The following is a 25,842-nucleotide window of genomic DNA, read 5'->3' on the forward strand; positions in this document are numbered from 1 at the left end:
GGGCCGGCATTTAGGTGGGAGCCAGGCTGGGCGGGTGGTAGGGGCAAGGTTCAGACCATTCCCTTAGGGCGTTTGGCTGGGCAGTAGGCCGGCAAGGGCCTCCGCCAGGCCGCACGCCTCCACGGGAGCCACTACTCGTTGGGCTGCCCTCTTGACCTGGGGTGAAGCGTTGCCCATGGCGATGCCCAGGCCTACTTCTTGTATAAGTTCCAGATCATTTTCCCCATCCCCCACCATGGCGCACTGGGCCAGGGTGAGGCCGTAGCTTTCCGCCACGAAGCGGGCGGCGGTGAGCTTGCTCACCCCCCTTTTGGTAAGGGAGACGAAGCGTACCCCGGGCATCCTGGGGCTTTCCGCCACGTGGGCTTGGAGTTCTCGGGGCAAGGGGTCCATAAAGGCCCCCAGGGGGGCTTGGGCCTCGGCCAGCACCTGGAGGCGGACCAAAGGAGTGGGAAGCCCCAACAGGTCCGCTTCCTCGGCCACTATGCCCAGGAGTTCTTGGTGGGCCTTTAGGAGAGGGTTATCCCCCTCGATGAAGAAGCCCCCGTCGGCGGTGTAGCCCTCGAGGGGAAGCCCAAGCCTACGGGCCAGGCGGATGGCTTCCCGGGAAGCCTCCTTTGGCAGGGCCTCCACCAGGAGGGGCTGGGTAGGCGGGGAGTGGGGATCCTGGGAAAAAGCCACCACCACCGCCCCCGACTCAAACACGTGTAGGCCCGTGGGGTCCAGCCTACGGGCGTAGGCCAGGGCGTGTCCTCGGCCCGGCCGGCCAGTGATGAGGCTTAGGCGGATCCCTCTGGCCCTAAGGGCTTCCACCGCGGGCCACACGCACTCGGGCACCCCTTCCTTGCCCACCAGGGTGCCGTCCACGTCCACAAAGACCAGCTTCACCATCAGATTTCCCCTGCGAACACCTGGACCGCCTCCCCTCCGATCTGCACCCCGTAGGGTTGGCCCGTGGGGCTGTACTCCACCACCACCTCCACCACCCCCGGGTTGCCCAGGCGGTGGCCCTGGTAGATGGTGAGGGCCACCCGGCCCTCCCGCCTGGGCACCACCCCGGAGCGGGCCAGGAGGGCCCCCAGGGCGGCGTTGGCGGAGCCCGTCACCGGGTCTTCGGGAATGCCCAGGATGGGGGCGAAGTCCCGGGCGTAGAAGCTCCTGGGTCCCATGGGGGCGTAGGCGTGTACGGTGGCGATCTCCAGCTTCCGCGAGACCCCCGCCAAGGCCTCCATCTCCGGCTCCAGGGCATCCACCACCCCGGGGGCAACGAGGGGGACGAAGAGGCTCCAAAGCCCGGTGTAGGCGATGCCGTAGGGCAGGCCCCGGTGCAGGTAGCGTTCGTCCGAGCCCAGGGCCTCGAGGACCTCCTTAAGGACCTGGAAGGGAGGGAGATCCCGGAACCTGGGAGCAGGACCCCTCACCAAGGCCTTCTTGGGTTCCCCAGCCTCGTAGAGGATTTCCACCGGCAGGGCCTCCGTGGGGGTGTGCAGGAAAAGCCGCTGGGTGCCCTCGGGAGCCAGGCCCAGGCGCACCAGGGTAAGGCCCAGGGCTACGGCGGCGTGCCCGGAGAACTCCACCTCTCCCGCAGGGGTGAAGAAGCGCACGGCGAAGAGGGTGCCTTGCTTTTCCGTCACGAAGGCGGTTTCCGGTTCGCCCAGCCGACGGGCTAGGCTTCGCATCTCTTCCAGGTCCATACCCCGAGCGTCCAGTACGATGGCCACCCGGTTCCCGGCCCCCGGGGTGGAGGCGAAGGCGTCCACAATCACGTAGGGGATCCTAGCCATGGGCGATCACCTTGAGGCCCAGCTCCCGAAGCTGTTCCTCGGATACTGGGCTCGGGGCCCCGGTGAGGGGGTCCTTGCCCTCCTTGTTCTTGGGGAAGGCGATGACCTCGCGGATGGAGGGGCTGGCCGTCATGAGGGCCAGGAGGCGGTCCAGGCCCCAGGCGATGCCCCCGTGGGGCGGGGCGCCGTAGGTGAGGGCCTCGAGGAAGAAACCGAACTTTTCCCGCTGCTCCTCCTCTCCGATGCCCAGCACCTGGAACATCCTGGCCTGGAGAGCAGGATCGTGTATGCGGATGGACCCGCCCCCCACCTCGGTGCCGTTCAGGACCAGGTCGTAGGCCAAGGCCCGCACCCTCCCAGGGTCGGTGTCCAGGAGGGGCAGGTCCTCGGGATGGGGGCTGGTAAAGGGGTGGTGCATGTAGGTGTACTGGCCCCTTTCCTCGTCCCACTCCAAAAGGGGAAAGTCCACCACCCAGAGGAAGCGGAAGCCCTCCCGGGGAAGGCTCAGGAGCTCAGCCAGCTTAAGCCGCACCTGCCCCAAGGCGGTAGCCGCCACCTTGGCGGGCCCCGCCACGAGGAGAAGGGTGTCCCCCGGGGCCGCGCTGGTGAGCTCCAGGAGGCTTTGCCGCACAGGCTCCAGGAACTTGGCGACCCCGCCTGCAAATCCTCCCTCCTCCACCCGGGCAAAGGCCAGGCCCTTGGCCCCGTGGCGCTTGGCCAACTCCTCCAGGTCGGCGATTTCCCTTCGGGAAAGGGCCCTAGGCACCGCCAGGGCCTTTACCCTCTCCGCCTCCCGGAAAACCTGGAAGGCGCTTTCCCGGAAGAGGTGCCCCACCTCCTTAAGCTCCAGACCGAAGCGGGTGTCGGGCTTGTCCGAGCCGAAGCGTTCCATGGCCTCCAGGTAGGTGAGGCGGGGGAAGGGGAGAGGAAGCTCCACGCCCAGGGCTTCCCGAAACACGTGGGCCATGAGCCTTTCGTTAAGCGTTAGGATATCCTCCACCTCCACGAAGCTCATCTCCAGGTCCATCTGGGTGAAGTCGGGCTGGCGGTCGGCCCGAAGGTCCTCGTCCCGGAAGCAGCGGGCGATCTGGAAGTAGCGGTCCAAACCCGCCACCATGAGCATTTGCTTGAAGAGCTGCGGGGACTGGGGGAGGGCGTAGAAGAGGCCGGGCTGCTGGCGGTAGGGCACCAGGAAATCCCGGGCCCCTTCCGGGGTGCTCTTGGTGAGAAAGGGGGTTTCCACCTGGATGAAGCCCTCCCGGTCCAGGAAGTCCCAGATGGCCTTGATGACCCGGTGGCGGAGGCGCAGGTTTTCCTGCATCCTCCTCCGGCGCAGGTCCAGGTAGCGGTACTTGAGCCGGAGCTCTTCGGAAACCTCCTTTTCCTCTTCGCCCCGCCAGCCGGCGTCCACGGGGAAGGGGGGTGTTCTGGCCTCGGAGAGGACCTCGAGGGAGGAAAGCTCCACCTCCACCTTTCCGGTGGGCAGGCGGGGGTTGGGCTCCGGGCGCAGGCGCACGGTGCCCCTGGCCCGCACCACCCACTCCGAGCGGACGCGCTCCGCTTCCCCATAGGCGGGGCTTTCCGGGTGGGCCACCAGCTGGACCAAACCCTCGCGGTCGCGGAGGTCCAGGAAGATGAGCCCCCCCAGGTCCCGGCGGCGGTTTACCCACCCCTCGAGGACCACCTCCTCCCCCACGTGTTCTTCCCTTAGGCTTCCGGCGAAGTGGGTACGGCGCATAATCCCCCAAATCTTAACGGATTCTCACGCCAGGGCGGAAAGGAGGAAGCCCAAGGCCTCCTGCTGGGGTAAACGGACCTGCTCGCCCGTGGAGAGCCGCTTCAGGGTGACCTCCCCCCCTTTGAGCTCGTCCTCTCCCAAAAAGCCCGCGAAGGCGGCGCCTCGCTTTAAGGCTTCCTCCACGCCCTTGCCCGGCTTCTTGGGGGTAAGGCCGTATTCCACCCGCAGGCGGGGCCTGAGCCTCTCTGCCAGGTAAAAGGCCTCGGCCACCGCACCCTCCGTGAGGGGGATGAGGTAGAGGTCGGGTCCCCTTTCCTCGGGGAGGCCAAACCCTTCCGCCTCGAGGGCCAAGGCCACCCGCTCCACCCCAAAGGCGAAACCCACCCCGGGTACCCTTGGCCCCCCCAGGAGCTCGGAAAGCCCATCGTACCTTCCCCCACCCCCCAAGGCGCTCTGCGCCCCGATCTCCGCATGGTGCACCTCGAAGGCGGTGCGCACGTAGTAGTCCAGGCCCCGCACCAGGGTGGGGTCCAGTTGGTAGGGCACGGAAAGCCTTTCCAGGTGGCGCTCCACCGCCTTTAGATGGGCCCTCGCCTCCTCCCCCAGGAAGTCCAGCATGGGCCTGATGCCGAGCTCCCTGAGGAGGGCCTGGTCTTGCTCGCTCTTGGAGTCCAGGATGCGCATGGGGTTGAGCTCCAAGCGTTCCTGGGAGTCCTGGGAGAGCGCCTCCCGGTGGGGGAGGAGGACCTCCCGTAGGTAGGCGTTGTAGCGGGCCCGGTCCCCTGGGTCCCCCACGGAGGACAGCTTGACGGTGAGGTTCCTCAGGCCGAGCTCCTTGAGGCTTTCATAGAGGAGCACCACGGCTTCCGCATCCAAAACGGGGCTTTCCGAGCCCAAGGCTTCGTAGTTCACCTGGTGGAACTGGCGGTAGCGTCCTTTTTGGGGGCGTTCTGCCCGGAACATGGGCCCCGCCATCCAGAGCCTCACGGGCTGTGGCCATACCTTCATCCCGTGTTCCAGATAGGCCCGCACCATGGCGGCGGTGCCCTCCGGGCGCAGGGTGAGGGAGCGCCCACCCCGGTCCTGGAAGGTGAACATCTCCTTCCTGACGATGTCGGTGGCGATCCCCACCCCCTTTTCAAAGACCTGGGTTTCCTCAAACACCGGGGTGATGAGCTCCAAGGCCCCCGCCGCCTCCAACACCCGGCGGGCGGTGGCCACGATGTGCTGGTGAAGCCTGAGCTCTTTGCCGAAAAGGTCCTTGGTGCCGCGCACGGCCATACCCCTTCACTTTACCCGAGGGGGAGGGCTATACTTTAGCCATGCCCTTTAGGGGTTCCGCACGGGGGTTCCTGGTCTTCCTCTACCTCCTCCTCACCCTCACTGCCTCCACCGGGGTGGCCCTGCAGATGTACCTCATGCAGGTGCAAAACCCCGGCCTCCGGGCGGACCTCTGCCAGGCTCCCGGGGAGGAGAGGGAGGTGGACCACTCCCTCTTCTGCGGCCTGCAGGTGGCCCCTGGCCTGCCTCCTATAGGGGAGGTGTCCCCTCCTACCCTGGTGGAGGTACTGCGGGCTAGGGTGGCGGCGGAGCCGGGTTATCCGGAACCCCCAGCAAGGGCTTTTTCTCCCCGCTCTCCTCCTTTTGCCCAGAGGGTTTTCGCTTGAGTAAGGCGAAAGGTCTCTAGGCGAAAGGAGGAAGCCTTGGAAGCGGTGGTGCATACGGACAACCTGTACATTTACGCCCAGGTTTTTGGGGCGTTGAGCAAAGCGGGTTGGAAGGTTTGCTGGAAAGAGGGCCAGGGCCTGGCCCTGGCGGGCTTAGATCAGCTGGAGAAGGGGGAGGTTCTTCTCTGGACCACCCCCTGGGGGCTTAGGGCCTATGACCCGAAGGGCAGGGCTTTCCTCACCCGTCGGGATGATCCCAAGACCCTGGCCCTGGGCCTCGAGGCGCGGGGCTTTCCCACGAGGCAGGGAAAGCTGGGCCTTAGGCTTCTCCCGGGGGAGGAGGCGGTGTTGCTGGCGGCGGGTCGGGGGGTTCCCCTGAGGCCAGGGCCCATGGCCCGGGCTCTTGGGCTTCCCCAGGACCGGGTCCGGTTTTTTCTGAAAGGCGTGGTCAACAAGTTTGGCCTGGGGGAGGAGGACCTAGTCCGCCTCGCCCGGCATCAGGTGCAGGTAATGGGGTTTGAGCACCACCTGAAGCCGCTGCCCGGGGTGGAGGTTCAGCCGGGCCTGGACGTGCCTGGGGAGCAATACCTGGAGGTGGATGGCTCCTTGGAACACACCCCGGTAGGCGAGGCCTTCCGGGTGGAGGTTGGCCAGCACGCCCTCTAGGACGTTTTCCGCAGGTGGGGGCCGGTCCTGGCGCACCACGATAACCTCCTCTGCCCGGATGCCCACCCAGGCCGTCTCCTCGGGCCGGGCCCAGGGGGGGAGGGAGAGGCGGAGGTGCACCCCATTGACCTCCACACCCCCAGGTCGGATACGGGCGGGAAACAGGTTTTCGTAGCCCAGCAGCCTGGCCACCAAGAGCTGGCTTGGGGCCGAGAACACTTCCTCCGGCGCTCCTTCCTGCAGGATGCTTCCCGGCCCCATCACCACCAGCCAGTCGGCCATGCGGGCCAGGATGGGGTCATGGCTCACCGCCAGGGTGGGGATCCCTTCCCGGCGGATGAGCTCCACCAGCTCCCCCAGAACCTGGTCTTTGGTGAGGGGGTCCAAGGCGCTGGTGGGCTCATCCAAAAGGAGCAGTTCTGGATTTCTGGCCAGGGCCCGGGCTAGGGCCACCCGTTGTCTCTGGCCGCCGGAGAGCTGGGCTGGGCGTTTGTGGGCGTGCTCCTCGAGGCCAACCCGCTCCAGGAGGGCCAAAGCCCTTGCCTTCCGGCTTCCTCCCGCAAGGGGAAAGGCCACGTTCTCCCAAGCGGTCATGTGGGGGAAGAGGGCCAGGTCCTGCGGCAGGTAGCCCACGGGCCGCCTTTCCGCGGGCAAGCCGCCGAAGGGGGTACCCTGGGCAGGTATGAGACCGGCCAGGGCCTTGAGGAGGGTGGTCTTGCCCACCCCGCTTTCCCCAAGGAGAACGGTAAAGCCCTGGATGCGAAAGCGGGCCTCGAGGAGAACGGGCTTTCTTATCAGGTAATGGACTTCCATGCGCGCCCCTTGGCCTCCAGGGTTCTTGCCGCCACCAGAAAGGCCAGGCTGAGGAAAAGAAGCACCAAGGCTGCTTTGGAAGCCTCCTCAAAGCGAAGGGCTTGCACCAGGTCGTAGATGTAGATGCTCACCATCTGGGTCTTGCCGGGGATGGAACCCCCCACCATCAGGACCACGCCAAACTCCCCCAGGGTGTGGGCGAAGGCCAGGAGGGTTCCGGAAAGGAGCCCTGGCCAGACCAGGGGTAAGACCACCTTGGCCCACACCTTGGGCTTGGGTGCCCCCAGGGTCCTGGCCACCTCCAGGAGGTTCCGGTCCAGGGCCAAAAAGGCCTCCCGGTAGGCGGTTAGGGCAAAGGGCAGGCTGAAGAGGACGCTGGCGAAAACCAGCCCCTCAAAGCGAAAGGCCCAGGAGAGGCCTGTGACCTTGTGCCAGGGGCCCTCAGGCCCCAAGAACAAGAGGACGTAGAAGCCCAACACCGTGGGGGGCAGGACCAGGGGCAGGAGAAAGATGGCCTCCAGGATGGCCTTTCCCGGGAAACGGCGAAAGGCCAGGGTCCAGGCCAGGGGAATGCCCAGGAGGAGAAGGATTAGGGAGGCTACGAGGGCCACCTGGAGGGATAGGCTGAGGGCGGTAACGAAGAGGGGGTCCATGCTACTCAGGTTTCTCGCCGGGCAGTAGGAACCCGTACCGCTTGAAGGTAGCCCGGGCCTCAGGGCTTTCCACGAACCGGTAAAAGGCCATAACCTCGGGCCGCTTCCTTCCCTTCAGGATCACGTAGTCCTGTTCCAGGGTAAGGTGGCTCCCCAGGGGGGAAAGCCAATAGACCCCGGGTTTGGAAAGGCTTTCATGCACGGCAAGGGAGAGGGCCAGGATGCCGGCCTTGGTGGCGGTGAGGGCCAGCTGGGCCGTGTGGGAGATGTTTTCCCCGTACACGAACTCGAAGCTGGGCTTCCCCTGCCTTAAGGGACTTGCGTCCCAGTAGGCCTCCACCCCGCGGGTAAGCTCCTCCCAAGGGATTTCTTCCCAGGAAAGGCTAGCAAAAGGTTTCTTTAAACCCGGGATGGAAACGTCGGGGCGGCGCTTAAGCAGGCCGAGATGTTCCAGGAGGGTGACGGCAGCCCGGCCGTAAGGGGCGTGCACGGGGTTGGCGATGGCGAGCCGGGTGATCCTGGGGTCCTTGAGGGCCTCGGGGCTTGGCTTAAGGCCCAGGCTCCGATCCAGCCAGATCACCATGCGCCCTATGGCGTAGGGCTTGCGGGTGTTGGGTTCAGCAAGCCCTTTTTCCTCGAGGAGCTGGGGATAGATCTTTTCGGCGGAAAAAAAGATGTCGGCCTCGAGGCCCTGGGTGAGCTGGGTGTAGAACTTACCCGAGGAACCAAAGCTTAGCGAAACCCGGATCGCGGGATTCTTGGCTTCAAACGCTTGGGCCACTTCCTTCAAGGCATACTGCAGATCCGCTGCCGCCACTACCTGCACGGTTTCCTGTGCCCAAGCAGAAATTCCAAGAACCGCTGCTAGAACCACAAGGGATTTTCTCATGTCTACCTCCTTTGCAACCGCGGCAGGCGGCGGGGTTGCCCCCGACACCCCGGGGCTTGAAGCCCGGCCCGGAAGGCCCAGGGGGTCTATCCGGGCTCGGAGGCTAGGGGGATGTTAGCCTGGGGGTTCATCCCCTGTCAACCTGAGGCTTGGGGTTGCATAAGTTTGCAAGGGTGCGGTATGCTATAGGCCTCATGGCGGGAGACGCCCTCACCCGGCCCAAGAATCTTTTGGACTTCTCGGCCTACGGCCGACAGGAGATCGAGGCGGTTTTGGCCTTGGCGGAGAGGCTGAAAAGGGAGCGCTACCGCGGGGATGACCTTAGGGGAAAGGTCTTGGCCCTTCTCTTTGAGAAGCCTTCCCTGCGCACCCGCACCACCCTCGAGGTGGCCATGCTCCACCTGGGAGGGCATGCCGTCTACCTGGACCAGAAACAGGTGGGGATCGGCGAGCGGGAGCCTGTGAGGGACATAGCCAAGAACCTGGAGCGCTTCGTGGAGGGGATTGCCGCCCGCGTATACCGGCACGGGACCGTGGAGGAACTGGCCCGCCACGCCCGCATTCCGGTGATCAATGCCCTTTCTGACCGGGCCCACCCCTTGCAGGCCCTGGCGGACCTCCTCACCTTGAAGGAGGCCTTCGGGGGATGGGAGGGCCTCGAGGTGGCCTGGGTGGGGGATGGGAATAACGTGTTGAACTCCCTCCTCGAGGTGGCTTCCCTGGTGGGCCTTAGGGTGCGGGTGGCCACGCCAAGGGGGTACGAGCCGGATCCTGGCCTTTTGCAAAAGGCAGGGGCCTTTCTCACCCACGATCCCAGGGAGGCCGCCTTGGGAGCCCATGCCCTCTACACCGATGTCTGGACCAGCATGGGCCAGGAGGCGGAGAGGGAAAAACGCCTGAGGGACTTTGATGGCTTCCAGGTAAACGGGGAACTGTTGCGCCTTTTACGTCCCGAGGGCATCTTCCTCCACTGCCTTCCGGCCCACTATGGGGAGGAAACCACGGAGGAGGCGGTGCACGGGCGGCAGAGCCGGGTCTTTGACCAGGCGGAAAACCGCCTCCACACCGCTAAGGCCGTCCTCCTGCGCCTGCTAAGCTAGGGGTATGGTCCGGCCTTTCCGCTTTTACCTCGAGGGGTTTCCACAGCTTCCCCTGCCCGAGCGGGGTATGGAGCTTTTGAGGGGAGAGACCCACCAAATGGCACCGATAGGATCCCGCCCTGCGGATCCAGGGGATCGCTGGGCAGAGGGGGTCCTGCGCATCCTCTCAGGTGGGGCCCGGGTACCGCCGCAGGGTCCTTTGGATAGCCCACCAGAGACCCATCTGGAGCCCCATATCCTTCTTTGCCAGGGGAAGGATTACCGGGAGCGCTATCCCGGTCCGGATGAGGGGGTACAGGGATCAACCCAAGGCCGCCTCTTGGCCTTCCCTGGCCTCCCTTTGGAGGTGCCGTGGTAAGGGTGGGGATCATCGGGGCCTCGGGGTATGGGGGAGGGGAACTGATCCGCCTCCTCAAGGCCCATCCCGGGGTGGAGTTGGTGGGGTTTAGCAGCCGCAAACACGAGGGGAAACCCCTTGCCGCCGCCTGGCCCCAGTTATGGGATGGGGAGCTTTTTGCTTCCCTGGAGGAGGTTCTGGAGCGGGCAGAGGTGGTCTTTTTGGCCTTGCCCAATGGGCTTGCCATGGAGCTCGCCCCCCGGGCCTTGGGGGAGGGCAAGCGGGTCATAGACCTCTCCGGGGACTTCCGGCTTCCCCCGGAGGTTTACGAGTCCTGGTACGGGATCCCCCACAGGAGCCCAGGGCTTTACCGGGAGGCGGTCTACGGCCTTCCCGAACTGCATCGGGAGGAGCTAGGGGAGGCCCGTCTGGTGGCCAACCCCGGGTGTTACGTGACGGCCACCACCTTGGCCCTGGCCCCTCTGGCGGCGGAGGGTGTCTTGCGGGGAGCCTTCGTGGTGGGCCTTAGCGGGGTTTCCGGGGCGGGTAGGGAAGGGGAGGGTACCTTCTTTGCCGAGGTGAACGAGAACCTCAAGCCCTACAAGGTGGGGGGCGTTCACCGCCACATTCCGGAGATGGAGAGAAACCTGGGCCGCCTTTTGGCCCAGGGGCGTCCGGTGCGCACCCATGGGCCCCTGGGAGAGGTGCGCCTCTCCTTTGTCCCCCACCTGGTGCCCATGACCCGGGGCATCCTGGTCACGGTGGAGGCGGCGGTGGAGGGAAGTTGGAGCCAAAAGGCCTTGGACGAGCTTTACCAGGACTTCTACGCGCGGGAGCCTTTTGTGCGGATCACTTTGGCCTTGCCGGAGACCAAGGGTACCTATGCTTCCAACCGGGTGGATGTGAAACCCCTTTATGAGGCGAGGACGGGGCGCGTGATGGTGTTTGCCGCCTTAGATAACCTGGTGAAGGGGATGGCGGGGCAGGCGGTGCAAAACCTGAACCTGATGCTGGGTTTGCCTGAGGAGACCGCGCTTCCCAAGGAGGGCATATGGCCATAAGGCTTCCCCGGGGTTTTCGCGCCGGGGCTACCCGGGCGGGCATCAAGCCTTCCGGAAAGCCCGATCTCGCCTTGTTGGTTTCCGGTCTTCCCGCTTCCTGGGCCTATGTGGCCACGCAGAACCGGGCTGCTGCCCCTTGCGTTCATCGGGGCAGGGCCCTTTACGCCCAGGCTAGGGCCTTGCGGGCGGTGGTGGTCAATGCGGGCAACGCCAACTGTGCCACCGGGGAGCAGGGCTTTTGGGATGATCGGCGTATGGCCGAGGCCGCTGCCTTGCGCCTGGGGGTTTCCGTGGAAGAGGTCTTGACCGCCTCCACAGGGGTTATCGGCGTTCCTCTGCCCGTGGAAAAGGTGGAGGCGGGGTTGCCCCAGATAGAACTCGCCCCCTATGCCGATGCCTTTGCCGAGGCCATCCTCACCACCGATCTGGTTCCCAAGGTGGCTGAGGCCGAGGTGGAGGGGGCGAGGATCGTGGGCATGGCCAAGGGAAGCGGGATGATTCACCCCAACATGGCCACCATGCTGGCCTTCTTGGTGACGGATGCCGCTTTGCCCCAGGAGGCCTTGAGGGAGGCCTGGCGAGGCATCGTGGACCGCACCTTCAACCAGGTGACCGTGGACGGGGACACCTCCACCAACGATCTCGCCCTGGTGATGGCGAACGGGGCCCATGGGGCGGTGCCCCTCGAGGCCTTCCTCCCCGCCCTGGAGGAAGTGGCCCGCGAGCTGGCGCGTAAAATCGCCCGGGACGGGGAGGGAGCCACCAAGCTCATGACCGTGCGGGTGGTGGGGGCGGCCACGGAGGAGGAGGCCAGGCGGGTGGCTAGGGCCATAGCGGGAAGTGCCCTCTGGAAAGCGGCCCTCTACGGTAATGACCCCAACTGGGGCCGCATTCTGGCCGCTCTGGGGAATTCCGGGGCCCGTTTTGACCCCTTGAGGGTGCGTATCCAGGTGCAAGGGATTCCCCTTTACGCCGGGGGTGCCCTTCCCTTTGACCGGGAGGCGGCCAGCCAGGCCATGCGCTCCGAAGAGGTGGAAATCCTGGTGGAGCTTCAGGAGGGAAAGGGGGAGGGTGTGGCCTGGGGGTGTGACTTGACGGAAGGTTATGTTAGAATTAATGCCCTTTATATGACATAACTTCATGATTGACATTTCCGACAGCACTTGATAACCTTAACGTGAACAAGCTCTAAAGCAGAGCTTGTTCGGAAGGGAGGTTAGGAATGAAGAAGCTTATCCTAGGTGGTCTCGTGGCTTTGGGGTTGGCGTTGGCGCAAGCGCCCTATGTAGGTGGTCACGTGGGACTTTTTGGGGGCTCCGGCGTGAACCTCTTCAATGGGGGGATCCACGCGGGGGTTGGTTTGTCAGGGGGCCTCGAAGTGCGGGGTGGGGTTGACTTCACCCCTACCATGGGCGTTGTTATTACCGGCGTTAGCGCCGATCTTTTGCTGAACCTGAACATGACGGGCTCCCCGGTTCTTCCTTATGCGGGTTTAGGTGGCAACCTGTGGCTTCTTCCTGGTGGAAATAACTCTTTTGGCATTCACGGGACGCTGGGCCTTAAGTACCCTATTGTCGGCGTTCCTGTGGTGCCTTTCCTGGAGGTGCAACCAGCGTATGCCTTTGGGGGAGGAGGTAGCTTTGTCTACTACCTGAAGCTTGGGGCTAACTACGGCTTCTAGCAGAGGAGGGTAAGATTGGGGGGATGCGCTGGCATCCCCTCGTCTTACTCATATTGCTCGCCTCTTGTAGCCGGCCTGACACGTCTTCCCCTGAGGTGGGGCTTACCGAGCCCTTGGGCGGAGCGGTGGCCCCAGGAAGGGAGGTCAGGGTCCAGGGCTACGCTTTTGATCCCATAGGGGTGGCGAGCGTAAAGGTGAATGGGCGCGAGATCTTGCCCTCTGAGGAGGCGGGTAAGCGCTTGGTTCAGTTTCGTTTCCGCCTGCAGGCTCCGGCTTCTGGGAAGGTGGAGCTTTTGCTACAAGCAGAGGACGTCCGGGGGAACCGGGGAGAGAAGAGGGTGCCCTTGGTGTTGGATGCGTCCCCGCCCCGCATCGTGGTGGAGCGATGGGAGCGGGAAGGGGATCTATACCACGTTTACGGGCGGGTGGAGGACAATGTGCAGGTGGACCGGGTGGTGGTCCAGGTGGGTGGCCGTTTCGTCCCCCTATCCTTGCCTAAGGAGCCCTCGGTGGCCTTTTCCGCAGAGGTGCCCGCGGGGGCTATAGTGGTGGCGGTGGATGCTGCTGGGAACCGTACCAGCCGGCACGTTCCATAAGGGGCGGGGTATGATATGCTCCTTGGGGTTATGGGGCGGAACGGCGACACCTTGGCGGATCTAGCCCGGGCTTTAAGGGGAACTCCCCTCGAGGCCAGCCAGGCTTCCAGGTTCCGCGAGATCGCCAGGCTTCTCCACCGGCTTCCCCCAGGGCGCGAGCGGGATGGACTTTTGGCGGTGGCCTATCTGAAGCTCTACCAGCTTTTGGGCCAGGAGGAGGATTACCTGAAGGGCTATAGCTACGGGCGCACGGCAAAGCTGGAGCCTGTGCGCCTTTTGGGCGAGCGGCTAGCGGAGGGGAAGCGGTGAGGGAACTCTTGGGTTTGCTGGCGGTTTGGAGCATTGTGCTTTCCGGGTTAGCCCTGGTGACAGGGGTCATCCTGATCAAGAGGGGAAACCGGGTCGCCCACCATCGGGCCATGTTGACGGCTACTTCTTTAGCCCTCCTTTTTCTGGTGTTTTACCTGGCCAAGTGGGTCCTCCACGGCACCACCACTTACGGGGGGCCGGAGGCTTTTCGGGGGGCTTACTACCTCCTGCTAATCAGCCACACCCTCCTGGCCACCCTGAACGGACCCCTGGCCCTTTATGTGATTTGGCGGGCTTTTAGGGGGGAGTTTGTTCTGCACAAGCGTTGGGCCAAGGTGCTGGTGCCCATCTGGCTCTACGTGGCGGTATCGGGTTGGATTATTTATGTGGTGCTGAAGCGGTACGGGGTAGAAACGGGAACTATCGCTTTCTAGCCGGCTCCACCACGATCTTTCCTTCCTGGACCCGGGCGATCTCAGGGCCCTGCGTGCCCTGCCCCTCCGGTGCTTGGGCCAAGTGGGGGCCGATGCGTACCTGCTTGGCGGCCAGCTCCAGGGCGAAGATGAAACGCTCCTCGTCGCCCCCCGCTCCCGCGTGGGCCAAACCCCGCAGCTTGCCCACCACGATCACGTCCCCCCCCGCCACCACCTCGGCCCCGGGGTTCACGTCGCCCAGGACCACCACCGTGCCGGGATGTTCCACCCGTTCGCCGGAACGCAGGGTCTTGCTGAGGACCAGGGTGCCGGCGGGAAGGCGGTTTCTGGGGGGAATCAGGACGAGGGGCCGGCCAAGCTCCAGCAGGGCTTGGAGCGCGTCCCGAGGCACGGGCCCGGCCACTTCCACCTCGAGGGGAAGACCTTCCGGTAGCTGGAGGTTTTGGATTTCTTCCGGGGTTTCCCCCCCGTCCAGGCGCAGGGCTAGGGCTTTGGGGGTGGCGCGAAGCCGCATGGGGCTATTCTACCTGGCCTGGGCCTCCTCCACCTGCCAGTAAGCGGCCATCACCTTGCGCACTGCAGGGAGGGCCACGCGGCTTCCCTCCCCCCCGTTTTCAAAGAAGGCCACCACCACCAGGGGCGGGTAGGGGGAGCCAGGTTCAGCGGGGCCGTAGCCCATGTACCAGGCGTGCTCGAGGCCGGCCCTCTTGCCCGGGGTTTCCGCGGTGCCCGTCTTGCCCCCGGTGGGTACGGGAAAGTTCCCGAGGATGTGGCGGGCGGTACCCTCCCGCACGGTCTTTCGTAAACCTTCCTGGAGAACGTTCCAAAAACGGCCGGGTACCGGCTCAAGCCGGGGTCTAACCTCCTTTGGGCCCAGGCGTTTGACCAGGTGGAGGGTGGGCTTCTTCCCGCCGTTGGCGAGGGTGGATAGCATGCGGGCCACCTGGGCTGGAGTGGTGAGGACGGGGCCCTGTCCGATGGCCAGGGAAAGGGTTTCCCCCGGGTACCAGGGCTCGTTTAGGGCTTCCCGCTTCCAGGCCCGGGTGGGGAGAAGCCCCGTGCGCTCAGCGATTTCCAGCCCGGTAGGCTCCCCCAGGCCCAGAAGGCGGGCCCTGGCCGCCAAGCGGTCCACCACCCCCAGGGGGTCCTGGGCTACGGCCTGGTAGTACCAGGTGTTGCAACTCCAGGCGATGGCCTCCTTCACCGTCATGGGGCCCATATCCCGGGTGGCCCAGTTGCGGCGCACCTGGCCGCCGAAGACGATATAGGGGCTGCACCGGAAGGGGGTGGAGGGGTTTACGTAGCCCTCTTCCAGCAGGGTGTAGCTGGTGGCCAGTTTGAAGGTGGAGCCCGGGGTGTAGGGCTGTACCGCCCGGTTCAGGAGGGGAAGGTCCTTGTCCTTTAGGAGGGCCTGGACCTCCTGGGGTACGGGCCGTTTGGCGAAGAGGCTTGGGTCGAAGGAAGGGGCGCTGGCCATGGCCAGCACCTCCCCCGTTTGGGGATTCACGGCTACGATGGCCCCTTTGGTCCGGGTGGCGGGGGGAAGACCCTTGGACCTCCGCCCAGCGTTGATGTCGGCCAAGGCTTCCTCCAGGGCTTTTTCCGCGGCTCGCTGGAGGTCCAGGTCCAGGGTGAGGACCACGTCCTGCCCGGGGGTGGGTTCCTCCAGGATGGTTTCCCTGAGGCGCTCCCCCCGGACGTTGACCTCCACCGCCTTCAGGCCGCGCTTGCCCCTGAGGTAGGGCTCGAGGGCCGCCTCCAGGCCCGCTTGGCCCACCTGCTCGTCGGGGCTGTATCCCCGCTTCACCTGTTCGGCATTGGCCTGGAGCACATACCCGAGGACGGGGCCCGAGATGGGGTTGGGGTAGGAGCGCTCGATGCGCTCCACCAGCTTGAGGTTTTTCTGGCCGGCGGTGATCTCCGCCAGAGTGGGCAGGAGATGCTCAGGCACCCCCGCCTTCAGAACCGTGGGACCTTGCACTTTGGGGAGCTCCTTTAGGCCCAAAAGGGGGAGAAGCCTTTCCTTGAAGGCCACCTCGCCCCCCTCGTACACCAGGTCCACCACCAACCGGTCCTGGGCGATCACCCGGCCCTTGCGGTCCAGGATGCGGCCCCGGGGGGCGGGTATTCCCTCGGTCTTCAGGTAGTTGCCCTGGCTCCTCAGGGCGTAGCGCTCGTGTTCCAACACCTGCAGCTGCCAGGCCCTAAGGGCCAGGAGGCCGAAGGCCAGGAGGAAGAAGAGCATCAGGGCGTAAAGCCGGCCAGTCATGGTCGTCGAGGGGAGGGCAAAAAGCGCCAGGCCAGGAGGAGGAGGGGAAGGGTGAAGAGGCCCTCGAGGAGAAGGTCCATGGGCAGGAGGGGGGGAAGCTCCAGGCGGAGCCAGTAGGCCACCAGGAAGTAGCCCGCCCACTTGGCCAGAAAGGCCCACACAAAGGAAAAGAGAACCCCTGGGGTCTCCTCCGGGGCCAGGCGGCGGCTTGCCGCATAGAAGGCGTAGCTGGCGCTCAAGAGCCCCACCGCGTGGAGGCCCAAAAGCCCAAGGCCCAGCAGGTCTTGCACAAGCCCCAGGAAAAAGGCCCAGGGAAGACCTAAGTAAAAGGGAAGGCTACGGGCGTAGAGGAGGGCCAGGACCAGGAAGAGGTCTGGGGCCATCAGCCCTTGGGGCCAGAGGGCCCCTAGGAATCCGGAGAGCACAAGGGTGAGGAGGAGAAGAATCCCCATCATAAGGGCCTCAGCACGATTACCTCCTCCAGGAGGGAAAGCTCCACCAGGGGCTTGACCCAGGCCCGTAGCTTTAGGCCGCCCTGGACGCGCTCGAGGCGTTCCACCCGGCCCACGGGGATCCCGTCTGGGAAAAGGCCCAAGGGAGCCCCGGTGAGGAGCAGATCGCCCGGGGCCACCTTGACCGTGGGGGGAAACTCCGCCACCAGGTGGTCAGGGGGAACACCCCGGGCCACTCCCCGTCCTGGGGTCTTTTCCGGCCGTACTCCCACCTGGCTTTCCGGATCCAAGAGGGTGCGCACCAGGGCCCGGCGTTCCTCCACCTCCACGACAAGCCCCACCAGCCCTTCCGGGGCGGTCACCGGCATGCCCACCCGGAGGCCATCCCGCTCCCCAAGGCCCAGGAGGAGCCGGCGGTAAAGGCCGGAGAGGTCCTCCCCCACCACCGGGGCCACCGCCACCACCCCTGGGGCCTGCGAGGCCTGCACCTTGAGGGCCCGGGAGAGGCGTTCCACCTCGAGGCGAAGCCTCCGGTTTTCGCTTTCCAGCTGGGCCAGCTGGGCTTTTAGGGCTCGGTTCTCCGCATAGAGGTCTTGGCGGTCAAGGAGGGCGGTCAGGGCGGCCCTTAGGTTCTGCCCCAGGCGGTGGCCCAGGGCCGGCAGGGGCGCGGTGAGGGGGGAAAGGGTAAGGCTTAGGCGGGGGGCAAGGGGGCGCGTTAAGGCCGCCATGGCCAGGCCCAGGGCCAGGAGGAGGAGGAAGAGCCCCCGCCGAAGGGCCACTTCCCTCACGGCCTAAACCCCCTTTCCCAAAGCAGGGCGAAGACCCGGGCCACGGGCAGGCCCACCACCGTGTAGAAATCCCCCTCGATTCCCTCCAGGAGGGCCATTCCCAGGCCTTGGGCCCCGTAGCCCCCTGCCTTGTCCAGGCCTTCTCCGCTCTGCACGTACCAGGCGATCTCCTCCTCGGAAAGGGGGCGGAAGCGGACTTGGGTGGTGTGCACCTCCACCACCAGGTCCTGAGGGGTGCGCAGGTAGATGGCGGTGTGGACCCGGTGGGTTCTGCCGGAAAGGAGGCGGAGGAAGAGGTGGTTTTCCCCCCGATCCTTGGGCTTGCCGAGGACCTGGCCGTCCAGGTCCACCACGGTGTCCGCCGCCAGCACCCACTCCCCCAGTACCTCCTCTCCCTTGCGCAGGGCTAGGGCTAGGGCCAACTCCCTGGGGTCCTGGGGAAGGTCGGCTCCGGTTTCCTCCACCCTTGGGGGCACCACCCTTAGGGGAAAGCCCAGGGCCTCGAGGAGGGCCCTGCGCCTAGGGCTTCCCGAGGCCAGGGTGAGCACTAAAGGGGTTGCCCTTCCCGCCATAGCCTTAGGATCTCCTCCCGGTAGCGCTCCGCCAAGCCGGGGCTTTGCAGGATCAGGAGGTTTTCGTTGTTCACCTGCCACGCCCTGGCGGTGAAGTTGTAGCTTCCCGTGACCACGAAGGCGCCGTCGATGACCATCACCTTGTGGTGCAGGGTGTAGGGGTTGCCATCCTTGCGCACCGCCACCCCGGCCCGTAGGAGCTCGTCTTCCCGGCTATCCTTTAGGTTGCGGGTTTCCAGAAGGACCTGTACCCCCACCCCTTTCCTGTGGGCCTGGACCAAAGCCTCCACCACCTCCCGGTCCGTGAGCACGAAGGCGGCCACCAGGATCTCCTTCCTGGCAGCCCTAAGCCTTTCCAGAAGAGCTTGTCGGGCCAGGGCACCCCCTTTGGGGCTGAAGTAGGCGGTACCCTGCGCCGCTATGCCCTTTTCCGGGGAAAGGCTGAAGGCTAGCGGTTCCCCTAAACCCTCCTTGGTTCCGCCAAAAAGGGCGGCAAACTCCCGGGCGTAGCCTTGGGCCAAGGCGGCAGAGGGCAAAAGGAGGCTGTTTTCGTTGTTTTGAGCAAAAGCGTTCCAGGTCATGTTGGTGCTTCCCGTCCACACCACCTGTCCGTCCACCACCAAGAACTTGTGGTGCATGAAGCCTTCCCGTTCGTCAAAGCAAACGGGGATGCCCACGATCTCTTCACAGTCCAGGGATAGGGGCTTGACCCGTTGCCTCAGGGCTTCCTGGGGTACCCTGGGGGTGTTTCCCCCTTGGCCCAGGGCGCCCCCCACCAGGTAGCGGCGGAAATCGCTTCGGTAGTCGCTTTCCCCGTAGAGCCTGACCCTCACCCCTCGCTCCTTGGCCCTGAACAAGGCCTTGGCGATCTCCAGGTCGCGGAACTCATAGAAGGCCCCCTCCAGGCTCTCCTTGGCCCCGTCCATGAGGGCGATGAGCCGGGCCTTGGCGGCCTCCCCTTCCCGGGGCATGAAGTAGACCTCCGCGCCCCCCGCTTCCGCCTGAGGGGGAGGGGAAGGGGGGCCTGGGCGGAGCTCCTGGAAAAGCCAGAGGAGGAGGATGACCAGGAGGAGCAAATAGCCGGGAAGCCCGCCCAGGGTGGGCTTTTCCCGCCGCCTTTTAGTACCCATTCCCGCTCTCCCCTTTCACTAAGGCCACCCCGCTGGAGGTGCCCAGCCTTGTGGCCCCCGCCTCGAGGAGCTTGATGGCGGCCTCTCGGTCGCGGATGCCTCCCGCCGCCTTCACCTGGGCCCGGCCCCGGGCCACCCGGACCAGGAGCTCCACGTCCTCCAGGCTGGCCCCCCGGGGTCCAAAGCCGGTGGAGGTTTTCAAAAAGTCGGCCCCGCCCCGGATGGCCGCCTCGGCCAGGCTGCCCAGGGCCTCAGGGGCGAAGTGGCCTGTTTCCAGAATCACCTTGAGCACCGCCTTGGGTGCCGCCTGGCGCACGGCGCGGACCTCCTCCTCGATGTAGGCGTAATCTCCGGCGGAGGCTCGGCCCAGGTGGATCACCATATCCACCTCATCGGCCCCTTGGGCAAGGGCCAAGGCCGCCTCGAGGGCCTTGACCTCCTTGGCTGGGTAGCCTAGGGGAAAGCCCACCACGGTCACCAGGCGAAAAGGGGCATGGGGGTAACGCTCCCGCACCAAGGGGATGTAGGACGGGGGGATGCAGAGGCCGAAAAACCCGTATTCCAAGGCTTCCTCCGCCACCTTCAGGATCTCTTCCGGGGTGGCGGTGGGTTTTAAGAGGGTGTGGTCGATGTGGGCGGCCAGGTCCATACCCTGCCATCATACGCAAAGGGTGTGATAGGATGAAAAGAGGCCCCTTGGTGGGGCTTTTTTTGAGGTCGAGATGCTGGCTGTGGGAATCGTCGGTCTGCCCAACGTGGGCAAGTCCACCCTCTTTAACGCCCTCACCCGGGCTGGGGCTTTGGCGGCCAACTACCCCTTCGCCACCATTGACAAGAACGTGGGCGTGGTATCCCTGGAGGACGAGAGGCTTTACGCCTTGCAGGAGGTGTTTGCCAAGGGGGGTCGGAAGCCCCCCATCGTCCCCACCCACGTGGAGTTTGTGGACATCGCTGGCTTGGTCAAGGGGGCCCATAGGGGGGAAGGCCTGGGCAACCAGTTTCTGGCCCACATCCGCGAGGTGGCGGCCATCGCCCACGTGCTCCGCTGTTTTCCCGACCCCGATGTGGTGCACGTGATGGGCCGGGTGGATCCCCTGGAGGATGCCGAGGTGGTGGAAACCGAGCTCCTCCTCGCAGACCTCGCCACCTGGGAAAGGCGGCTTGAGCGGCTGAGAAAGGAAGCCCGGGCCAACCGCGACCTGGCCCCCACCCTCGAGGTGGCGGAGGCCCTTCACGCCCACCTTCAGGGGGGAAAGCCTGCCCGCACCTTTCCCTGGGACGGGCAGGAGGGGAAGGATACCGAGCTTCGCCGCCTCCTCAAGGAAACCCCCCTCCTCACCGCTAAGCCGGTGATCTACGTGGCCAACGTGGGCGAGGAGGACCTGCCTGAGGGGGAGGGTAACCCCCACGTCCAAGCGGTGCGGGAAAAGGCCACGGCCGAGGGGGCAGAGGTGGTGGTGGTTTCCGCCCGGCTGGAGGCGGAGCTGGCCGAGCTTTCAAAGGAGGAGGCAAAGGAGCTCCTTGCCGCCTATGGCCTAAGGGAGAGCGGCCTCCAGCGCCTGGCCCAGGCGGGGTATAGGGCGCTTGGCCTCATCACCTTCTTCACCGCCGGGGAAAAGGAGGTGCGGGCCTGGACGGTGCGCCGGGGAACCAAGGCCCCAGAGGCGGCGGGGGAGATCCACTCCGACATGGAGAGGGGCTTTATCCGGGCCGAGGTCATCTCCTGGGAAAAGCTGGTGGAGGCTGGGGGATGGGCCAAGGCCAAGGAGCGGGGTTGGGTGCGCCTCGAGGGCAGGGAGTACGAGGTTCAGGATGGGGATGTCCTCTACGTTCTCTTCAACGTGTGATCCCATCCGGACATGGCCTAGGCGAGAGGGTTTGACGGGAGGCCCTCTTTGCCCTACAATCTTGATGGCCTTGCCCATCGGGGCAGACCCTTAGCGCTGGGGCGTCGTCTAATGGCAGGACAGCGGACTTTGGATCCGCCGGTCGTGGTTCGAGTCCACGCGCCCCAGCCAGATTTTTTCACATCCTTTTCGCAACCCCCCGATAGACTAGCCCCGTGGCGACGGATTACCCGGGGCTTCTCCTATTAAGCCGCAACGATGCCCTGCGGGCCTATGTGGATCTGGTGCTTTCCGAGCGGGGCATCCCTGTCCGCCACTTTGACCTGGCCCGGGAAGGCCTTTTTTGGCTTGTGGACCACACGCCCAGGTATGTGCTTTTGGACCAAGACCTGGACGTGGATCCCTTTGCCGTGGCCGCCCGCATCCGGCATGTGCGCCGGCTTAAGGAGGTGCCCTTGGCGGTGCTGATAGAGCCCACCGAGAAGCACCGGACCACCGCCCAAGTGGTGCGGGTGAAGGCCATAGAGAAGCCCCTCACCCGGGACAAGCTCTACCGCTTTTTGGGGTTGGGGGAGGCCCATGTAAACTGAGGGCCGTGCGGGTGCTCCGCTTCCTCTTCCTTTTGCTGGCCGGCCTTTTGGGGGGATTGGGCCTGGCCTTGGGCTACCTGGCCTATGCCTACACCCGCGACCTTCCCGACCTCTCCCAGTTTGATCGGTTGCGCCTCACCGCCACCTCCACCCTCTATGCCCGGGACGGTACCCCCTTGGCCCAGATCGCCAGCGTGGAGGAGGGAAGGGCCATTCACCGGAGCCTGGTGCGGCTTACCGAGGTGTCCCCGGCGGCGGTGGCGGCGGTGGTCTTTTCCGAGGACCGCCGGTTTTTCCGGCACTACGGGGTGGATTTCGTGCGCCTTCTAGGGGCCCTCTACGCCATCCTTCGGGGGGATCTCCAAGGAGGAAGCACCATCACCACCCAGGTGATCAAGAACACCCTCCTCAAGGAGCTGGCCCAGACCCGTTCCCTGGAACGCAAGTTCAAGGAGTGGGCCTTGGCCCTCGAGCTGGAGAGGCGCTACACCAAGGAGGAGATCCTGGAGATGTACCTGAACGTGGTGCCCTGGGGAGGCAACGCCGTGGGCATCAAGGGGGCAGCGGAGGCCTATTTCGGCAAGGACCCTGCCGCCTTGACCCTGGCGGAAGGCCTCTACCTGGCCTCCCTGATCCCGGCCCCCAACGCCCGGTACCAGGACCTGAAGGGGGTGCGGGAGCGGATGCGCCTGCTTTTGGACCAGATGGTGGCCGAAGGCTGGGTGAGCCGGGAGGTGGCCGAGGCCGCCTGGCGGGAGCCCCTTGCCCCCAAGGGGTGGGAGGTGCGCTACGACGGGGAGGGAAACCTCCTGGAGGCCAGGCTGGTGGATCCCGAGGCCCGCATCCTCAGGCAACTGGACTATCGGATGGCCCCCCATTTCGTCCTCGAGGTGCGCCGCTTCCTCGAGGCCCGCTTCGGAAAGGAAAAGGTCTACGGTGAGGGGGGGCTTAAGGTGTACACCACCTTGGACCCGGTCATGCAACGGGCAGCGGAGGCTGCGGCCAAGGGGGCCAGGCTTCCCGAGGGGGCAGAGCTGGCCATGGTGGGCCTGGACCCCGAGACGGGGGAGGTGCTGGCCCTGGTGGGGGGGGTAAGGAGGGAGGGGGATGAGTACAACCGGGCCACCCGGGCCCTGCGCAATCCTGGGAGTGCGGTGAAACCCTTTGTCTACGCCACCGCCTTTGAGGAGGGCTGGACCCAGGCCACCTTGGTTCCCGACCGCCCCCTGGAGTTTCCCGATCCCAGCCAGAAGGGGGGCGTATGGCGGCCCAAGAACTTCTCCGGTACCTTTCTCCACCGGGAGATCACGGTGCGCTATGCCCTGGACCTCTCCCTCAACCTGCCCGCCATCTACACCGCCCAGGCCATAGGGGTGGAGAAGGTGGCGAGAAAACTCTCCCAGGCGGGTTTTGCGGTGAAGTATCCCACCCTGGCCATCGCCATCGGGGGAGCCTCCATCACCCCGGTGGACCTGGCGGCAGCCTATGCCGCCTTCGCCAATGGGGGCTACCGGGTCACCCCCATATACGTGAGGCGGGTGGAGGACGCTCAGGGCCAGGTGCTCTACCAGGCCATTCCGGAAAGGCGGAGGCTCTTTGATCCCCTGGTGGCCTACCAGGGGTGGGACCTCCTGAAGGGATATGTCTACGACCTGGGGGAAAAGGGCCTGGCCAAGGGGGCCCGCATCCCCGGGCGGGTGGTGGGGGGAAAGACCGGGACCACCAACGAGGCCCGGGATCTGTGGTTCGCTGGGGTCACCCAGGGGCTTTCCGCGGTGGTCTGGGTGGGCCGGGATGACAACAAGCCCTTGCGCATGGGAGGAAGGGAGCCTTCCAGCTCCGTGGTCAACCCTCCCATCTGGCGGGAGTTCGTGGCGGGGGCCTTGCGGGGACGGCCTGGGGGGGATTTCTCCCCCCCTGCGGGCCTTGTGCAGGCGGAGATGGATCTCCTTTCAGGCCAGCCCTCCCAGGGGGGGATAAGGGCTTGGTTCCCTCAGGGGAAGGTACCCGTGGCCCTCCCGCAGGCTTCGCCTTCGCAGGGAGCTGGGCCTCTTCGGGAAGCCCCACCGGCTGGGATAGGGTCCATGAACCATCCCCCGGATTCTAACGAGGAGGCTTTCCCTGCCCCCCCACCCGGGCAGTGAGGACCTCGAGGAGGAGGCTGTGTTGGAACGCGTGCGCATCGTCTTGGTGGAACCCCAGGAGCCCATGAACGTGGGTGCCGTGGCCCGGGCCATGCGGAACTTTGGCCTTTCGCGGCTTTACCTGGTGAAGCCTTCGCCCCGGGTGGGCCCTCCCTGGGCCCGGGAGGCCTACTGGCTGGCGGTGCATGCCGAGGAGGTGCTGGACCGGGCGGTGGCGGTGGAAAGCCTTGGGGAGGCCCTCGAGGGGGTGAGCTTCGTGGTGGCCACCACGGGAAGACCCCGCGAGCTCTACCCGGCCCCGGTGGTGCCGGCCCGGGAGGTACCGGCCCACGTGCTTTCCGTGAAGGGGGAGGTGGCTTTGGTCTTCGGTCGGGAAACCTTTGGCCTCACCAACGAGGAGTTAGACCTGGCCCATCTCATCGGCACCATCCCCACCGCTCCCGAGCAGCCTTCCCTAAACCTGGCCCAGGCGGTGGTGGTCTTTGCCTATGAGCTTTACCAGGCCTGGCTAGGGGAAAGCGGTGGGGCATCCAGGGAGGAACTGGCGGACGTGGCGGCCCTGGAGGGATTCTTCACCGATTTGGGGCGGTATGTATTGGAGATCGGGTTCACGGACGAACACCGTCACCCTTACGCCATGCGCCGCCTGCGCCGCATCTTCCACAAGGCCCGGCTTTCCCCGGGGGAGGTGCAGCTTCTCAGGGGGCTTCTGCACCAAAGCCGGTATGCGGTGGCCTCCTCCCTGAAAAAGGAGGGAACGAAGGGAAAGGATGGCTAGCCACAGCCTTTACCGATTGGTGCGCTTGGCCCAGCGGCTTTTGCCGCCCCTGATCGCTTCGGTGGTGGTGGTCTTTGAGCTGGCCCTTCTGCCCTACCGGCACGTGGATAGCCTCCTTTGGCTACGGCTCGGCTTTTACGGCTTGGTGGGCCCTCTGGTCACCTATGCGGTGCTGGAGTGGATCGCCCAGGAAACCCTGGAGAAGGTGCGGGCGGAAAGGGCCTTGGAGGAGGCGAACCGCCGCCTTTTGGCGGCCGGTAGGGTGTTCCGGGAGGCCTTGGAGAGCGAGAACCTCGAGGAGGCGGTCTCCCGGATCGCCCGGGCTTTGGGGGAAACCCTGGGGTATCCCGTGGCCCTCGAGGCCGAGGGGGTGCATGCCGGGGAGGAGTGCGGGGGAATGCGGGTGGAGCTTCCGGGTTTGAGAGGGTACCTGGAGGCCTGTTCCCCGGAGCCGGAAAGGGTCTTCTTGGAGGTGCTGGCCCACGAGGTGGCGGGAGCCTTGCAATCCGTGGTGGCCCGAAGCCGGGACCGGCTCACCCTCTTTGAGGTGGACCAAGCCCTCAAGGCTGAGGCCAACCTGGACCGGCTTCTGGAAGGGCTTCTGGAGAGGATCCAGGCCTGGGCGGAGGCGGAGGGGGGAGGGGTTCTCCTCATGGACGAGGAGGGGTTCTTGGTACCCCGGGTGGTGCGGAACCTGGCCCTACCCTCCCACCCCTTCCTGCCGGATGGGGTGTGGAAGGGGAGCCTCGAGGGGCCGGTGTTCGTGGAGGAGGACACCCTGGCCCTGCCCCTAAAGGCCAGGGAGACGGTGGGGGTGCTGGTCCTCAAGGGCAAGGGCCTTTCCCGGCGCATTCCCTTCCTCTCCTTCCTGGCCTCCCAGGTGGCCTTGGCGGTGCGCAACGCCCAGGCGTACCTGAGGGCAGAGGAGCTGGCCATCAACGAGGAGCGCACCCGCATCGCCCGGGAGATCCACGACGGCATCGCCCAGAGCCTGGCCTTCATGGCCTTGAAGCTGGACCTGGCGGAAAGGCTCCTTCCCAAGGACCAGGAAGCGGCCCTGAAGGCCTTGGCCGAGGTGAAGGAAACCCTTAGGGCGCAGATCCGGGAGGTGCGCCGGAGCATCTTTGCCCTGAGGCCCATCGACCTGGAGCGCTACGGTTTCCTGGAGTCCGTGCGCCGCTATGCCCAGGCCTTTGCCGAGCAGGCGGGCTTTCGGGTGCAGCTTTCCCTACCTGAGAGGGTGGGGCTTTCCCAGGCCAGCGAGCTGGTCCTCTTCCGGGTTCTGCAGGAGGCCCTCACCAATGCCGCCAAGCACGGAAAGCCTAGCCGGGTGGAGGTGGAACTCCTCCCCTTAGGGGAGAGGGGGGCGCGGCTTGTGGTCCGGGATAATGGAAAGGGATTCCAAAATGCCGAGGCCCGAGGTTTAGGCGGGTTTGGCCTCACCCAGATGCGGGAGCGGGTGGAGGCCCGGGGTGGGCGTTTCCAGGTGCGCTCGGAGCCGGGGAAGGGTACGGAGGTGGTGGCGGAGGTTCCCTACTAGGAAG

General features: G+C 65.5%; 27 protein-coding genes, 1 tRNA gene and 1 riboswitch. Of the genes, 14 read left to right on the plus strand and 14 right to left on the minus strand.

Going from position 1 to position 25,842, the window contains the following annotated elements:
• Nucleotides 1-63 precede the first annotated feature (63 nt).
• Genes L0C59_RS07535 through hisS form a run of 4 tightly spaced genes read right to left on the minus strand, consistent with a single transcriptional unit; the run spans nt 64 to nt 4,803 of the window.
• Nucleotides 64-891, minus strand: a complete 828-nt coding sequence (locus L0C59_RS07535; protein WP_243090744.1) for an HAD family hydrolase — start codon at nt 889-891, stop codon at nt 64-66.
• Complete coding sequence (locus L0C59_RS07540) at nt 891-1,784, minus strand: PhzF family phenazine biosynthesis protein (protein ID WP_243090745.1); 894 nt, start codon at nt 1,782-1,784, stop codon at nt 891-893. The genes L0C59_RS07535 and L0C59_RS07540 overlap by 1 nt, the downstream gene beginning before the upstream one ends.
• Nucleotides 1,777-3,522 (minus strand): aspartate--tRNA ligase, encoded by a 1,746-nt coding sequence (aspS, locus tag L0C59_RS07545; protein WP_243090746.1) that lies wholly within the window; start codon nt 3,520-3,522, stop codon nt 1,777-1,779. The genes L0C59_RS07540 and aspS overlap by 8 nt, the downstream gene beginning before the upstream one ends.
• 24 nt (nt 3,523-3,546) lie before the next feature.
• Entirely contained in the window at nt 3,547-4,803 is a 1,257-nt protein-coding gene (gene hisS / locus L0C59_RS07550; RefSeq protein ID WP_243090747.1) for a histidine--tRNA ligase, read from the minus strand.
• 41 nt (nt 4,804-4,844) lie between these two features.
• Between hisS and L0C59_RS07555 the strand changes: the two genes are divergently transcribed.
• Nucleotides 4,845-5,189, plus strand: coding sequence for a hypothetical protein (locus L0C59_RS07555; RefSeq protein WP_243090748.1), 345 nt, complete (start codon nt 4,845-4,847; stop codon nt 5,187-5,189).
• Between the two features lie 477 nt (nt 5,190-5,666).
• Here L0C59_RS07555 and L0C59_RS07560 read toward each other — a convergent pair whose 3' ends face one another.
• The 3 genes from L0C59_RS07560 to modA all read right to left on the minus strand — a co-directional run bounded on the left by L0C59_RS07560 (nt 5,667) and on the right by modA (nt 8,210).
• Nucleotides 5,667-6,668, minus strand: coding sequence for an ABC transporter ATP-binding protein (locus tag L0C59_RS07560; RefSeq protein ID WP_243090749.1), 1,002 nt, complete (start codon nt 6,666-6,668; stop codon nt 5,667-5,669).
• Nucleotides 6,650-7,321 carry a molybdate ABC transporter permease subunit gene (modB, locus tag L0C59_RS07565; RefSeq protein WP_243090750.1) on the minus strand — a complete coding sequence of 224 codons (672 nt, stop codon included), beginning with the start codon at nt 7,319-7,321 and terminating at the stop codon, nt 6,650-6,652. The genes L0C59_RS07560 and modB overlap by 19 nt, the downstream gene beginning before the upstream one ends.
• 1 nt (nt 7,322) lies before the next feature.
• On the minus strand, nt 7,323-8,210 hold the full coding sequence (gene modA / locus L0C59_RS07570; protein ID WP_243090751.1) for a molybdate ABC transporter substrate-binding protein: 888 nt from the start codon (nt 8,208-8,210) through the stop codon (nt 7,323-7,325).
• A riboswitch (molybdenum cofactor riboswitch) is annotated at nt 8,201-8,324 on the minus strand. It overlaps the preceding gene by 10 nt.
• An 80-nt stretch (nt 8,325-8,404) precedes the next feature.
• Between modA and argF the strand changes: the two genes are divergently transcribed.
• The 7 genes from argF to L0C59_RS07605 all read left to right on the plus strand — a co-directional run bounded on the left by argF (nt 8,405) and on the right by L0C59_RS07605 (nt 13,728).
• Nucleotides 8,405-9,310 carry an ornithine carbamoyltransferase gene (argF, locus tag L0C59_RS07575; protein WP_243090752.1) on the plus strand — a complete coding sequence of 302 codons (906 nt, stop codon included), beginning with the start codon at nt 8,405-8,407 and terminating at the stop codon, nt 9,308-9,310.
• A 360-nt stretch (nt 9,311-9,670) separates the two neighbouring features.
• On the plus strand, nt 9,671-10,708 hold the full coding sequence (argC, locus tag L0C59_RS07580) for an N-acetyl-gamma-glutamyl-phosphate reductase (RefSeq protein WP_243090799.1): 1,038 nt from the start codon (nt 9,671-9,673) through the stop codon (nt 10,706-10,708).
• Nucleotides 10,699-11,844, plus strand: coding sequence for a bifunctional glutamate N-acetyltransferase/amino-acid acetyltransferase ArgJ (gene argJ / locus L0C59_RS07585; protein WP_243090753.1), 1,146 nt, complete (start codon nt 10,699-10,701; stop codon nt 11,842-11,844). Before argC ends, argJ begins: the two co-directional genes overlap by 10 nt.
• 86 nt (nt 11,845-11,930) lie before the next feature.
• Nucleotides 11,931-12,389 (plus strand): hypothetical protein, encoded by a 459-nt coding sequence (locus tag L0C59_RS07590; RefSeq protein WP_243090754.1) that lies wholly within the window; start codon nt 11,931-11,933, stop codon nt 12,387-12,389.
• Nucleotides 12,390-12,412: 23 nt separating this feature from the next.
• On the plus strand, nt 12,413-12,985 hold the full coding sequence (locus L0C59_RS07595) for a hypothetical protein (RefSeq protein WP_243090755.1): 573 nt from the start codon (nt 12,413-12,415) through the stop codon (nt 12,983-12,985).
• 30 nt (nt 12,986-13,015) lie between these two features.
• Complete coding sequence (locus L0C59_RS07600) at nt 13,016-13,294, plus strand: hypothetical protein (protein WP_243090756.1); 279 nt, start codon at nt 13,016-13,018, stop codon at nt 13,292-13,294.
• Entirely contained in the window at nt 13,291-13,728 is a 438-nt protein-coding gene (locus L0C59_RS07605; protein ID WP_243090757.1) for a DUF420 domain-containing protein, read from the plus strand. The genes L0C59_RS07600 and L0C59_RS07605 overlap by 4 nt, the downstream gene beginning before the upstream one ends.
• On the opposite strand, the gene L0C59_RS07610 is transcribed toward L0C59_RS07605, so the two are convergent.
• From L0C59_RS07610 to deoC, 7 genes are read right to left on the minus strand one after another with little or no spacing between them, the layout of a single operon-like run.
• Nucleotides 13,715-14,242, minus strand: a complete 528-nt coding sequence (locus L0C59_RS07610; protein ID WP_243090758.1) for a septum site-determining protein MinC — start codon at nt 14,240-14,242, stop codon at nt 13,715-13,717. The genes L0C59_RS07605 and L0C59_RS07610 overlap by 14 nt on opposite strands.
• A gap of 9 nt (nt 14,243-14,251) precedes the next feature.
• On the minus strand, nt 14,252-15,997 hold the full coding sequence (locus tag L0C59_RS07615; protein WP_243090759.1) for a penicillin-binding transpeptidase domain-containing protein: 1,746 nt from the start codon (nt 15,995-15,997) through the stop codon (nt 14,252-14,254).
• Nucleotides 15,994-16,452, minus strand: a complete 459-nt coding sequence (mreD, locus tag L0C59_RS07620; protein ID WP_243090760.1) for a rod shape-determining protein MreD — start codon at nt 16,450-16,452, stop codon at nt 15,994-15,996. The genes L0C59_RS07615 and mreD overlap by 4 nt, the downstream gene beginning before the upstream one ends.
• Nucleotides 16,449-17,237, minus strand: coding sequence for a rod shape-determining protein MreC (mreC, locus tag L0C59_RS07625; protein ID WP_243090761.1), 789 nt, complete (start codon nt 17,235-17,237; stop codon nt 16,449-16,451). The genes mreD and mreC overlap by 4 nt, the downstream gene beginning before the upstream one ends.
• On the minus strand, nt 17,234-17,809 hold the full coding sequence (locus tag L0C59_RS07630; RefSeq protein ID WP_243090762.1) for a Maf family protein: 576 nt from the start codon (nt 17,807-17,809) through the stop codon (nt 17,234-17,236). The genes mreC and L0C59_RS07630 overlap by 4 nt, the downstream gene beginning before the upstream one ends.
• Nucleotides 17,785-18,939: a phospholipase D-like domain-containing protein gene (locus tag L0C59_RS07635; protein WP_243090763.1), complete on the minus strand. Its 1,155-nt coding sequence runs from the start codon at nt 18,937-18,939 to the stop codon at nt 17,785-17,787. The genes L0C59_RS07630 and L0C59_RS07635 overlap by 25 nt, the downstream gene beginning before the upstream one ends.
• Nucleotides 18,929-19,588, minus strand: coding sequence for a deoxyribose-phosphate aldolase (gene deoC, locus L0C59_RS07640; RefSeq protein WP_243090764.1), 660 nt, complete (start codon nt 19,586-19,588; stop codon nt 18,929-18,931). Before deoC ends, L0C59_RS07635 begins: the two co-directional genes overlap by 11 nt.
• Nucleotides 19,589-19,661: 73 nt before the next feature.
• Between deoC and ychF the strand changes: the two genes are divergently transcribed.
• The 6 genes from ychF (at nt 19,662) to L0C59_RS07670 (ending at nt 25,838) form a co-directional block, all read left to right on the plus strand.
• On the plus strand, nt 19,662-20,786 hold the full coding sequence (gene ychF, locus L0C59_RS07645; RefSeq protein WP_243090765.1) for a redox-regulated ATPase YchF: 1,125 nt from the start codon (nt 19,662-19,664) through the stop codon (nt 20,784-20,786).
• A gap of 97 nt (nt 20,787-20,883) precedes the next feature.
• Nucleotides 20,884-20,957 (plus strand) — tRNA-Gln (locus tag L0C59_RS07650).
• A 44-nt stretch (nt 20,958-21,001) separates the two neighbouring features.
• Nucleotides 21,002-21,376 carry a response regulator gene (locus tag L0C59_RS07655; RefSeq protein ID WP_243090766.1) on the plus strand — a complete coding sequence of 125 codons (375 nt, stop codon included), beginning with the start codon at nt 21,002-21,004 and terminating at the stop codon, nt 21,374-21,376.
• A 5-nt stretch (nt 21,377-21,381) separates the two neighbouring features.
• Complete coding sequence (locus L0C59_RS07660; RefSeq protein ID WP_243090767.1) at nt 21,382-23,520, plus strand: transglycosylase domain-containing protein; 2,139 nt, start codon at nt 21,382-21,384, stop codon at nt 23,518-23,520.
• 22 nt (nt 23,521-23,542) lie between these two features.
• Nucleotides 23,543-24,298 carry an RNA methyltransferase gene (locus L0C59_RS07665; protein WP_243090800.1) on the plus strand — a complete coding sequence of 252 codons (756 nt, stop codon included), beginning with the start codon at nt 23,543-23,545 and terminating at the stop codon, nt 24,296-24,298.
• Nucleotides 24,291-25,838, plus strand: a complete 1,548-nt coding sequence (locus L0C59_RS07670) for a sensor histidine kinase (RefSeq protein ID WP_243090768.1) — start codon at nt 24,291-24,293, stop codon at nt 25,836-25,838. The genes L0C59_RS07665 and L0C59_RS07670 overlap by 8 nt, the downstream gene beginning before the upstream one ends.
• The last annotated feature ends 4 nt before the right edge of the window (nt 25,839-25,842 follow it).

It is taken from the genome of Thermus neutrinimicus, from assembly GCF_022760955.1.
Classification (GTDB): domain Bacteria; phylum Deinococcota; class Deinococci; order Deinococcales; family Thermaceae; genus Thermus; species Thermus neutrinimicus.